The 11786-nt window shown below is 73.1% G+C and carries 11 protein-coding genes; 4 read left to right on the forward strand and 7 right to left on the reverse strand.

What is annotated here, in order from left to right:
• The 4 genes from TR48_RS34225 to TR48_RS34240 form a co-directional block, all read right to left on the reverse strand.
• On the reverse strand, positions 1-1047 hold a 1047-nt coding region (locus TR48_RS34225), incomplete at its 3' end, for a sensor histidine kinase (protein ID WP_042374424.1).
• A gap of 407 nt (positions 1048-1454) precedes the next feature.
• On the reverse strand, positions 1455-1676 hold the full coding sequence (locus TR48_RS34230; protein WP_042374426.1) for a hypothetical protein: 222 nt from the start codon (positions 1674-1676) through the stop codon (positions 1455-1457).
• Positions 1673-1993, reverse strand: coding sequence for an ATP-binding protein (locus tag TR48_RS34235; protein ID WP_042374429.1), 321 nt, complete (start codon positions 1991-1993; stop codon positions 1673-1675). Before TR48_RS34235 ends, TR48_RS34230 begins: the two co-directional genes overlap by 4 nt.
• A gap of 43 nt (positions 1994-2036) precedes the next feature.
• Complete coding sequence (locus tag TR48_RS34240) at positions 2037-2234, reverse strand: hypothetical protein (protein WP_042374431.1); 198 nt, start codon at positions 2232-2234, stop codon at positions 2037-2039.
• 204 nt (positions 2235-2438) lie between these two features.
• Here TR48_RS34240 and TR48_RS34245 point away from each other — a divergent pair, with 204 nt between their 5' ends.
• From TR48_RS34245 to TR48_RS34255, 3 genes are all read left to right on the forward strand, one after another.
• A complete protein-coding gene (locus TR48_RS34245) occupies positions 2439-5924 on the forward strand; it encodes a HAMP domain-containing hybrid sensor histidine kinase/response regulator (protein WP_042374432.1) in 3486 nt (1161 codons plus the stop codon).
• A 184-nt stretch (positions 5925-6108) separates the two neighbouring features.
• Positions 6109-6387: a hypothetical protein gene (locus tag TR48_RS34250; protein WP_152628334.1), complete on the forward strand. Its 279-nt coding sequence runs from the start codon at positions 6109-6111 to the stop codon at positions 6385-6387.
• Positions 6388-6491: 104 nt separating this feature from the next.
• Positions 6492-6686, forward strand: a complete 195-nt coding sequence (locus TR48_RS34255; protein ID WP_042374435.1) for a hypothetical protein — start codon at positions 6492-6494, stop codon at positions 6684-6686.
• A gap of 87 nt (positions 6687-6773) precedes the next feature.
• On the opposite strand, the gene TR48_RS34260 is transcribed toward TR48_RS34255, so the two are convergent.
• A complete protein-coding gene (locus TR48_RS34260) occupies positions 6774-9065 on the reverse strand; it encodes a GAF domain-containing SpoIIE family protein phosphatase (RefSeq protein ID WP_084730001.1) in 2292 nt (763 codons plus the stop codon).
• 203 nt (positions 9066-9268) lie between these two features.
• On the opposite strand from TR48_RS34260, the gene TR48_RS34265 reads away from it, so the two are divergent.
• The gene (locus tag TR48_RS34265) at positions 9269-9646 is read left to right on the forward strand and encodes a hypothetical protein (protein WP_042374437.1); all 378 of its coding nucleotides are present in this window, start codon (positions 9269-9271) and stop codon (positions 9644-9646) included.
• Here TR48_RS34265 and TR48_RS34270 read toward each other — a convergent pair.
• On the reverse strand, positions 9613-10077 hold the full coding sequence (locus TR48_RS34270; protein WP_052443280.1) for a hypothetical protein: 465 nt from the start codon (positions 10075-10077) through the stop codon (positions 9613-9615). The genes TR48_RS34265 and TR48_RS34270 overlap by 34 nt on opposite strands.
• Positions 10078-10127: 50 nt before the next feature.
• Positions 10128-11786 (reverse strand): pectate lyase-like domain-containing protein (locus TR48_RS34275; RefSeq protein WP_052443281.1); only part of this gene is annotated, 1659 nt, incomplete at its 5' end.

Raw genomic sequence — 11786 nt, forward strand, 5'->3', positions numbered from 1 at the left:
GGCCCGCTGCGGGACGGCGGCGAGGCCGGGGCCGCGCGGCCGCGTCGCGGGCGGGGCCGGCGTGGCGGCCGCCGGAACGGGGATGCCGGCCGGGGTCTGCTGGGGGGCTGAGACCGGAGGCTCCGTCAGCAGTCCGGCGGGCAGGGCGACCAGGGCGGTGGTGCCGTCTCCGCTGGCGCTGGCGCGCAGCTGGACGCGCAGGCCGAGCCGCCGGGAGAGCAGCGTGACCACGCGCAGGCCGAGCGAGCGGCCGCTGCCGTGGCCGACACCGTGGCCGTCGCCCGGATCGGCCAGCGCGACGTTGGCCTGACGCAGCATCGTGTCGGTCATGCCGATGCCGCGGTCGGCGACGGAGACCATGACCTCACCGCTGTCGAGGTGCCAGGCGGTGACGGTGACCGCCTCGGTCGGCGGCGAGAAAGCGGTCCCGTTGTCCAGCAGCTCGGCCAGGACGTGGCTGAGGTCGTCGGCGACCTCGGGGCGGACGAAGACCTGCGGAAGCGCCGTCAGGTGGACGCGCTCGTACCGCTCGATCTCGGACAGGGCGGCGCGCAGCACGTCCAGCAGCGACGCGGGCGCGCCGGGCCGGCCAGCCCGGTGCGGCTCGGCGCCGGCGAGCAGCAGCATGTTCTCGCTGTTGCGGCGCATCCGGGTGGCCAGGTGGTCGAGCCCGTAGAGCTGCTCCAGCCGAACGGAGTCGGATTCCATCTCCTCCAGGCCCTCCAGGCTGCCGAGCTGGCGCTCCACCAGGGCGAGCGAGCGCAGCGCCAGGTTGGCGAGCACCTCGCCGCCCTCGCTGCGGCTGCGCCGCAGCTCCTCGGCGGCGTCCTGGAGCTCCTGAGTCATCCGTGCGTTGTGCTGCTGCGTCTGCCCGAAGGCGCGTTCCAGGTCGTCATAAGCCCTGCGCAGCCCGTCCATCGCGGAGTTGCGGGCGGCCAGCTCGCGCCGGTTGGCTCTGCGGGTCCGCAGCTGCCAGCCCAGCAGGACCAGCAGAAGGAAGACGGCAGCGCCGACGGCTATGGCCTCAGGGGTGTTCGGTGTGGACACGTATCCCCACTGTTCGGCGCAGCAGCTTGCGCGTTGGAAGCAAACACAACTAATGACACGTCCATCACATCACACGGGCGATTCCGGATTCCACCCCGGGAGTCTGACGAGCCATCAGTTGTGAATGAATGAAGGCGCTTTGGTGTCGAACCGGACCGTGTCGCAGGTGTCCGCCATCTGGACTGCTATGTTCTTTCGGCCAGGGCCGGAATCACGCCACCGACCAGAACCGCCTGCCGTTGTTGACGCCCCGCGCAGCGGCGGTTCCAGCGTCGCCCGGTCCACCGCGGCGCCCTCGGGCAGCGCTCGGGCAGGGAGACGCGCGGCGGCTCGACCGCGACGAGCCGCCGCGGGAGCGTCGACGGGCCGGTTCCGCTGTGCAGGACGTGCCTCCTCCTGCGGTTCCGTCAGGCGGCCGCGGCCCGCCCCCGGTAGGCCTTCCAGCAGCCGGGACACCGCAGGGCCTGCGTCACCTCGGCCCAGGCCGCCAGCGGGCCGGTCTCACCGACCGGCGAGAGCAGCAGGCCGCACAGGCCGGTCACCCGGCCGCGCCGCACCACGTGCCAGCGCCGCCGGGTCAGGGCCAGCTCTCCCGGGTGGTGTTCCGCCCTGAGCTCGTACGGGATCATCCCATCGCCTCCGTCGACTCCACCTCGAACCAGACCGCCTCGCCCCCGGGCCGGGCCTCGCTGCCCCACACGCGCAGCCCGTGACCGCCGGGCCGGGACGGGGCGGCCGGCGATCGCAGAACCGGCGGCTCCGGGTTCGCGTCGAGGACCTCGACCCCCAGCCGCCCGGGCCCGACGGCCGCCACGGTCAGCTCGACCGGACCCCCGGAGTGCATGCAGGCGTTCGTAGCCAGCTCGGAGGTCATCAGCAGCACGTCCCCGACCACCGCGCGCTGGTCCGCGCCCGGGTCGTGCGGCGCCGGGAAGCGGGCCTTCACCGCCGGTCTCCGGCTGCGGTGCCTCCGGGGGGCTGTGTCGGGCTCATGTTCCCCCGCTCCCGCCCGCACCGGGGCGGCCGCCGGTGTCACGCCGTCGGCGCCAACGCAGCCCCAGCAGGTGGCGCGGCCGCATCGTCCGCAGCTGCCGCTCGAGGGTCTCGTCCGCCCGCAGCGACTCCTCGATGCCGGTGAGCGCCTGCCGCTCGCGCTCGGAGAGTGCCGGGCCGTGCCTTGCCTCCACCACGCACCTCCTCGCTGCGCGTGCCGGTGTCGTGTCCATGCGTCTGCCCGGGCGGGCCTGGGGCATGCAGCCCGGAGACGCCTTTCGACAACGGCGAGACGGCTGCATCCGCGCCGCCCAAGTGGAACGATGGGGTGAGCCAAGCTCTGACGCCCGGGTCGCCGAGCAGGCAGGCGGTTCCGCACGAGTGGTGGAGAGGCGGGTATGCAGGTTTCCTCGTCACCTGATCCGACCAACCGGGTCCCCTCCCACGGCTCAGACGAGCGCGGGAACGACGAGCGCGCGGAGGAGGGCCTGCGGCAGCTGCTCGCGGGCCTGACCGCCGTGCGCGACGGCGACTTCTCGGCGCGCCTCTCCCCGGGCGCCGACGGGCTGCTGGGCGAGATCGCCCAGGTGTTCAACGGGATGCTCGACCAGCTGACCCTGGTCACCTCCGAGGTGACCCGCGTGGCCCAGGAGGTCGGCGGCCACGGCCGGCTGGGCGGCCAGGCCCAGGTGCCCGGGCTCGACGGGGCCTGGCGGGAGCTGACCGACTCCGTCAACGGGATGGCACGCAACCTGACCGACCAGGTGCGCAACATCGCCCAGGTCACCACGGCGGTGGCCAAGGGCGACCTGACGCAGAAGATCGAGGTCGACGCGCTCGGGGAGATCCTCGCGCTGAAGAACACCGTCAACACGATGGTCGACCAGCTCTCCGCCTTCGCCGACGAGGTCACCCGCGTCGCCCGCGAGGTCGGCACCGAGGGGCGTCTCGGCGGTCAGGCGCGGGTGCCGGGCGTGGCCGGGACGTGGCGGGACCTGACCGACAACGTCAACTTCATGGCCGGGAACCTCACCAGTCAGGTGCGCGCCATCGCGCAGGTGGCGGGCGCGGTCGCGGGCGGCGACCTGACACAGAAGATCGCCGTCGACGCGCGCGGGGAGATCCTGGAGCTCAAGGAGACCATCAACACGATGGTCGACCAGCTCTCCGCCTTCGCCGACGAGGTCACCCGCGTCGCCCGCGACGTCGGCACCGAGGGCAAGCTCGGCGGCCAGGCCACCGTCCGCGGCGTGGGCGGCACCTGGAAGGACCTCACCGACAACGTCAACGTGATGGCATCCAACCTCACCGGTCAGGTCCGCTCGATCGCGCAGGTCGCGCAGGCGGTCGAGCGCGGCGACCTGTCCCGGAAGATCTCCGTCGAGGCCCGCGGCGAGGTCGCCGCACTCGCGGACGCGATCAACACCATGGTCGACATGCTGTCCGCCTTCGCCGACGAGGTCACCCGCGTCGCCGGGGAGGTCGGCACCGAGGGCGTGCTGGGCGGCCAGGCGCGCGTCCCCAACGTGGCCGGGACGTGGAAGGACCTGACCGACAACGTCAACTCGATGGCGACCAACCTCACCAACCAGGTCCGCAACATCGCCCAGGTGACGACCGCCGTCGCCCAGGGCGACCTGACCCGCAAGATCGACGTCGACGCGCGCGGCGAGATCCTGCAGCTCAAGACGACCATCAACACCATGGTCGACCAGCTCTCCTCGTTCGCCGCCGAGGTCACCCGGGTGGCGCGCGAGGTCGGCAGCGAGGGCCAGCTCGGCGGTCAGGCCGAGGTCGAGGGCGTCTCCGGCACCTGGAAGCGGCTGACCGAGAACGTCAACGAGCTCGCCGGCAACCTCACCCGGCAGGTGCGGGCCATCGCCGAGGTCACCAGCGCCGTCGCCGAGGGCGACCTGACCCGCTCGATCACCGTCGAGGCACCCGGCGAGGTCGGGGAGCTCAGGGACAACATCAACGCCATGGTCGAGTCGCTGCGCCGGACCACGCGCCGCAACCAGGAGCAGGACTGGCTCAAGTCCAACCTGGCCCGCGTCTCGGCGCTGATGCAGGGTCCGCGCAACCTGGCCGCCGTCGCCGAGCTGGTCCTCGACGAGCTGACGCCGCTGGTGGACGCCCAGTACGGCGCGTTCTACCTGGCCCAGGAGACCGCCGACGGCCCGCGTCTGATCCGCGTCGGCGCGTACGGCGCGCCGGAGGGGCAGAAGCTCAGCTACCGCGTCGGCGAGTCGCTGGTCGGCCAGTGCGCCCGCAGCCGCCGCACCCTGTCGGTCGAGAACCTGCCGGACGGCTACCTCACCATCGCCTCCGGGGCCGGCAGTGCCGCCCCGGCCTCGCTCCTGCTGCTGCCGATCGTCACCGAGGAGCAGTTGCTCGGCGTGCTCGAACTCGCCTCGCTGCACCCCTTCGCCCAGGTCCACCGGGACTTCCTGGACCAGGTGACCGAGGCGCTCGGGGTCAACGTCGGCTCGCTGCTGTCCAGCGTGCGCACCGACGAGCTGCTGGCCGAGTCGCAGCGGCTGACCGGCGAACTGCAGGAGCGGCAGCAGGAGCTGCAGCTCTCCAACGCCGAACTCCAGGAGCAGGCGGGCCTGCTGGCGGACCGCAACGCGGACATCGAGGCGAAGAACCTGGAGATCGAGCTGGCCCGGCAGGAGCTGGAGGAGCGGGCCCATCAGCTCTCCACGGCGTCGATGTACAAGTCGGAGTTCCTGGCCAACATGAGCCACGAGCTGCGCACGCCGCTCAACAGCCTGCTGGTGCTGGCCCAGCTGCTGGCGCAGAACCCCGGCGGGAACCTGACGGAGAAGCAGGTCGGCTACGCCACCGTGATCCACTCCGCGGGCTCGGACCTGCTGGAGCTGATCAACGACATCCTCGACCTGTCCAAGGTCGAGGCGGGCAAGCTGGACGTGAGCCCGGAACGGTTCGCGCTGCGGCCGCTGCTGGACTCGCTGGAGAACACCTTCCGGCCGCTGACCACGGACAAGGCCCTGGAGTTCCGGGTCAGCACCGGCCCGGACCTGCCCGCCGAGCTGGTCAACGACGAGCAGCGGCTGCGGCAGGTGCTGCGCAACCTGCTGTCCAACGCCGTCAAGTTCACCGAGACCGGCAGCGTGGAACTGCGCGTCGAGACCGTCCCCGTGGATGTGCTGCCGCGCGAACTCGCGGGGCGGGCGCCGGTGCTGGCGTTCCGGGTCGAGGACACCGGGATCGGCATCGCCGAGGAGCACCTCGGCTCGATCTTCGGGGCCTTCCAGCAGGCGGACGGCACCACGTCCCGCCGCTACGGCGGGACGGGCCTCGGCCTGTCGATCAGCCGGCAGATCTCCCGCCTGCTGGGCGGCGTCATCCGGGCGGAGAGCACGCTGGGCCAGGGCAGCACCTTCACCCTGCTGCTGCCCGTCCGCTCCCCCGACGCCCCGGCTCCCGTCCCCGGCGACCAGAGCGGCGCTCCGGCCGCTTCCGGGTCGGAGGCGCGGCTGGGCGACGACCTGCAGGGCCGGGTGGCGCTGGTGGTGGACGACGACGAGCGCAACGTCGTCGCGCTGTCGGGCGTGCTGGAGCTGCACGGCGCCCGGGTGGTCCGCGCGGCCAACGGGCAGGAGGGCGTCGAGGTGCTCCAGGACCGCGGCGACATCGACGTGGTCCTGATGGACCTGATGATGCCGGGACTCGACGGCTACGAGGCCACCCGCCGCATCCGGGCGGTCCCGCGCTTCGCCGCCCTGCCCATCATCGCGGTCACCGCGAAGGCGATGCCCGGCGACCGGGACGAGATCCTGGCCGCCGGCGCCACCGACTACCTGGTCAAGCCCGTCGACGCGGACGAGCTGCTCGAGCGGGTGCACCGCCACCTGCGGTGAGCGCGGCGGCCCCGGCCGGGCAAGTGGTCACCGCCCCGTGGCCACCGGTGAGCCACGGAGCGGTGCGCATTGCTTCTCACCCGGATCCGACGCCTCAAACGCACGGCGGCCGGGAAACGTGTGACGCGCGTGTTCCCGGGCAGTAGCTCCGCAAGGCCCGGGACGTCGATCGGAGGTCGCGACGATGACTTATCGCAGCGAGGTGCGCATCACCGAGGAACGCCTCAGCGACGCGGTCCGGGTCCTGGCGCCGGCCACCGCCGAGGAGTCGTTCGCCACCGCGCAGGGCTGCGCCAACCAGCATCTCTTCGCGGAACTGCAGGGACGCTGGGTGCAGCAGCGGCCCATGCCCTACCGGGTCGAGGTCCGCGTCTGGGAGGGCGAGGCGAACGGCTACCCGGCCGCGACGGCGGAGTGGGACGAGGACCACGGCGTCGCGCGACGGGGCGCCCCGGCCGGATGACACGAGACCTCTCCTGATGACAGGGGAGCTGCATAACGCCCGAAGATCCGGGTAGGTGCTCGCGCTGTGTCAGCCGCGAGCAGCCGACGAGAGGAGCGACGGGGGTGAACGGGCACAGCCATCGGGCCGCCGGTCAGGCCGACGACGAGTCCTTGGACGCCGCAGCCCGACGACTGCGGGACGAGATGGAGACCGCCCTGCGCCACCTGCGGGAGAAGGCGTGGACCTGGCCCACGCTGGACGGTCCGCACCTCGGTCCCCTGCACGGCGCGGGTGACGCGACCCGGCACCTCGAGTGAGCCCTCGCGCGCGAGGCGCGAGGTACGTCGGCCCAGCCGTAGTCAGCTCAGGCCTGGTCAGTTAAGGCCTGAACCGTTCAGGCCCGGTCAGTCCAGCCGTACCAGCACCAGGCTCGCGTCGTCGTCGGTGTCACCGACGGCCGTCGCCACCAGCGTGTCCGCCTGGGCCTCCAGATCAGAGCCTGGCTCCAGCGCCTCGACGGCGCGGGCGAGCATTGCGAGGGCGTCGTCCAGCGAGGCGTGGCGGCGTTCGATCAGGCCGTCGGTGAAGAGCAGCAACAGGTCGCCCGAGCGCAGGTCCATCCGCGACTCCTCGTAGTGGGTCCGCGGTACGGCGCCGAGCAGCAGGTTCGGCGCGGATTCGAGCAGCCGGGCCCGCCCGTCGCGCAGCAGGAGCGCGGGCAGGTGACCGGCGCTGGTCCAGTGCAGCGTCCGGTCGGCGGGGTCGTAGTGAGCGCAGAGGGCGGTCGCCGTCGGGCGGCCGTTGGTGCGCAGCGCCACCTCGTTCAGGGTGTGCATCAGCGGGCCCGGCTCGTCGCCGGAGCAGGCCAGGCCCCGCAGGGCGTTGCGCAGGGCGACCATGCCGGTCGCCGCGTCGATGCCGTGGCCCGCGACGTCGCCCACCGCGATCATCACGCGTCCGTCCGGCAGGCTCAGCACGTCGTACCAGTCGCCGCCCACGCGGTACTCCTCCGCCGCGGGCCGGTAGCGGGCCGCGACCTTCAGTCCGTCGAGCAGCCCGAGGTCGGACTGCTCCGGAACGATCGCCTGCTGCAGCTGCAGCGCGAGCCGGTGGCGGATCGCCGCCTGCTCCTGGACCGAGCCGAGGGCGTCGAACGTCGCGGCGAGGGCCGCCTGCGTCTGGTGCTGCTGGGAGACGTCCTGGAAAAAGCCGGTCAGGCCGGTCAGCGTGCCGTGGGTGAGCAGCGGCTCCGCGATCAGCCGGACGTGCCGCACGCCGCCGTCGGGCCGCGGCACCCGCAGCACCCCGCTGACGCCTTCGAGCCGGCTGGTCAGCGCCTCCAGCATGCGCGTGAGCAGGGCCCGGTCGTCGGCCACCAGCAGGGGCGCGATCCGCTCCAGCGAGACCGGCTCCGCGTCCTCGGGCAGGCCCAGCAGCGGCGCGACCTGCTCGCTCCACTGGGTCACCCCGCGCGCGGTGTCGTCCTCGAACGCGGCGAGGGAGCCGAGCCGGCCCGCCCGCTTGAGGACGGAGAACGTGTGGTCCCGGCCCTCGGGGTGCCACAGCACCACGCAGCGGTCCGACGACACCACGAGCACCCGGACGTTGAGCATCGGGGCCAACGCCACGCCGTCGTGCTGCCGCGTCGTCGGCAACCGCTCGGCGCGCTTGACGGCCCCCTGCCGGTACGCGTCGGCGACCAGCGCGGACAGGTCGTCGGCGGTGGCCGGCAGGACGTGCGCCAGCGGTCTGCCGACCGGCCGTGGCACGCCGCTGCTCATCCGGTGCGCGGCCGCGTTCATGTGCTCGACGTAGAGCGGCTGCTCCTCGCCGTTGGCCACGCCCCTGCTGCGGCGCAGGGTCATGGCCGGCTCCGCCAGCAGGTCCAGCGCCGCGGACAGGACCGGCAGCGTGGCGCCCGGGTCGGTGATGTGCTCGAACCCGGCCAGCACGCGGGCCAGCACCTCCAGCAGGCTGACGACCCGGCGGCGCAGCTCCGCGTCCAGCTCGCGCGGTTCACGCCAGGCGAGCAGCGCCACGCCCGCGGAACGGCCGTCGAAGCGCAGCGGCAGCAGCGCCCGCGCCGCCTCGCGGTCGGGTCCGGGAAGATCGTGGGCGTCGGCGACGCCGTCCGGCAGCCAGAAGGGGACCTCGTCCGTGAGCACCCGCTGCGGCAGCGCCCGCCACTGCGGCGGGATCTGCGCCCACTGCGCGCGTTCGAGCGGCGAGAAGCCGGCGGCGGCGACCAGGCGCAGACAGTCGCTGGCGGTGCGTCGCCACAGCAGCAGGCCGCGGACGCCGAGCGGCCGCAGTTCCTGCAGCACGGTGGCGGCGACCTCGTCGAGGTCGACGCCTGCCTCGGCGGCGCTGGCGACCTGCCGCCGGGCGCGGGTCCCCGGCAGCGCGGGCGTGTGCTGCTCGGGCTGCTCGATCTCGACGCCGCAGGCGGCGTTGACGATGTCGGCGGCCAGGTCGGCGGGCGAGAGCCCGGCGCCGGCCGCGAGCCGTTCGAGGGACTCGGCCGCGACCGCCGGCTCGACCGCCTGCTGGGCGACCAGGACGCCGGTGGCGATGTCGAGCAGATGCCGCCCCTCGGTGCGGGTGAGCTCCTCGGCGAGGTCGAGCGAGGCCCTGATGGCGAGCCTCCCGGCGTCGTACACGCCGGGCCCGTGCGGCGCACCGCCGTCCCGATCCATCACGCCTCCTCCCCCTCCTCGGCCAGACAACCTGGCCTGCTCTCCCGCTCCTTCCAGTCTCCTCCGCGTGTGCCCGGGGAACCCCTCCGTGGCACCCGGACTCCGCCGACGTGCGTTTGCCCGGGCCGGGCGCGGTCATGCGCGGGACAGGGCGCGGACCGAAAACGAATTCCGGAATCCCCGGTCCCTGGAAGGAGAGTCCCATGACCGACTCCGGCGTGGTCCTCTTCGAGGAACCCGGATTCCGCGGCGCCTCACGGCGGCTCGACGACACGGGCCTGACCGCCTGGAGCCCCGCCGCGCTCGGCCTGGCCGCGGTCGGCTCGGTACGGATCACCCCGGGCAGCCGGGTCTTCCGGGCGCAGCTGTACGACTGCGCCCCGGTGTACCTGACGCCCGGGGAGGCGTCACGCGCACGCCGACTCGACGTCACCGGCGACCTCGCCGACTGGGCCGGCCGGATCCGCTACGTCGCCGTCGTCTCCTGCGCGCCCGAGGACGCCGACTGGGGTTTCGGCCGGGTCCTGGCCGCAGGCGAACCGGCCCGCTACACGCTCGTGGAACGCCCGCCCTCCCGCTGAGCCGCGGGACCCGCCTCCCGCGGCTCCCGCGGCTCCCGCGCGTCCGGTGCGGGAGGCGGGTCGAGTGCGGGAGGCGGGTCGAGTGCGGCCCGCAGCCGCTCCACGACGCCCAGCGGATCGGAGACGGTCGCGGCGATCCGGGCGAACTCCGCCGGCGCTCGCAGCTCGACCTGCACGCACGGGCCGTGCTCCGGCCGCACCAGCACCAGGTCCCGCCCGCCGGGATGGCGCCACACGCCCTTCCACGCCACGTCGGGCACGTCCAAGCCGCGCTCGCGCCGCCCGCGCAGGCAGCGCCAGGGTTCCTGGAGGACCTCGGCCTTCACCACGCAGGCGAGCGGCACCCGCAGTCCGCCGACGCGGGTCGCCAGCCGGTCGCGCAGGCCCAGCCGGAGCACGAGCGCGTCGCCGTCGATCGTGAGCCGCGCCATCTCCTCACCACCGCCTCACCGGCCTCGCCGTCCCCCTCCAGTCTCGCCGCTCAGGGGTACGACGTCAGGTCGGCGACGGTGCTGCCGCTGCGCACGGTCGCGCCGCTGCCGTTGACGATGTGGTCGATGGTGCCGGTGCCGCCCAGGGAGACGTCCATCGCGTCGTGCAGGGCGACGCCCGCGGTGTTCGGGACCTCGACGGCGTGGTCGGCCACCTCGCTCGGGTTGGCGTCGAAATAGCAGTAGACGCCGAGGCCGTAGGCCTGGTGGTCGGTGACGCCGGGGGCGACCTCGTAGGAGGCCCAGCCGTCGCTGCCGCCGTTCGTCCACGCGGCCTGGTTCGGCGGGTCGTAGGGCATCTCGGACTGGTAGAAGTACGTCCGTCCGCCGTTGCCGTTCCACTGCGTCTGGTACTGCTGGTAGTGCTCGACGGCGAGCCCGTACATGGTCACGTCGTTGCCGTTGACGACCAGGCCGTTGTTCGCGGTGTTGCTGGTCCAGCCGACGCCGTCGCCGTGGTCCGCGCGCCACAGCCACAGGTCGTCGCCGATCGTGTCGTTCGCGTTGACCTGGAGCGTCTGCGTCGCCTTGCCCGGGGTCGCGCCGCCCACGCGGAAGTACACGTCGGACAGGACGTTCGGGTCGGCCGAGTGGTCGGCTGAGGCGCCCGCCGGGCCGATCTGCATCAGCAAAGGCGAGTTGGTCGTGCCCGCGTCGACGATCAGTCCGGCGATGCGGACGCCGCCGACGTCGTCCGTGCTGATCGCGGTCACGCCGTTGTCCGCCACGAGCGTCGCGAGCCCGAGGCCGAGCACGACGGTGTCGGCGCGGGTGATGTGCAGGGTGGAGCTCAACTGGTAGACGCCGGGCGTGAAGATGAGGTTCTTCCCTGCGGCCAGCGCCGCGTTCAGCGTCGCGGAGGTGTCCGCCGGGGTGGCGATGTAGAAGGCGCTGAGCGGCAGCGAGGTGCCGGGCGGCGTCCGGCCGTTGCTCCAGTCGGCGCCGGCGGAGTTCGTGCGCGGGGAGGGGACGAAGACGTTGTAGTTGCCGGAGCCGTCGACGTAGAGGCTGGGCTTCTCCACGCTGGTCGGGGTCTGGGCGACGGTGGTGTAGGGCGGCTTGGGGAAGCTCTGCGCGGGCGCGCCGGTGTCGCCGACGAAGACCATGTTCCAGTTGGAGCCGGTCCAGCTGCCGAGCTCGTCGTTGCGGGAGAGCCACTGCTGCTGGCTGCCGGAGTTCACCTGTCCGTCGACCTTCGCGTCGCCGAGAAAGCCGCCGCTGGACCAGCCGCCGTTGTCGTCGAGGACGACGTTGCCCTGGATGTGCACGCGGCGCATCGGCGAGGCCTGCGAGACGGCCCACTCGGTGCTGCCGGAGGTCGGGGCGATGTCCAGGTTCTCCACGCCGCGCCAGAAGTTCTCGGTGGCGTTGCCGCCGTTCCACTGCGCGTCGGCGTGGACGCCGCCGCCGGTGATGGTGGTGGCGTCGGGCGACTGACCGAGGCCCAGGACCTGCGTGTAGAAGCCGACGTTGACGTTGACGTCGTAGCTGCCCGGCTTGAACAGCAGCGCGTAGCGGCTGGTGCCGAACTGGTCGGACTGCTGCTGGCTGTAGACGGCGTCCAGTCGGCTCTGGATCGCGGCGGCGGACATCGAGGGGTCGAAGACCAGCACGTTGGGGCCGAAGGGGTTGCCGCTCGTCGTCGCGGT

The sequence above is a fragment of the Streptacidiphilus neutrinimicus genome, from assembly GCF_000787815.1.
GTDB classification, from domain to species: Bacteria; Actinomycetota; Actinomycetes; order Streptomycetales; family Streptomycetaceae; genus Streptacidiphilus; species Streptacidiphilus neutrinimicus.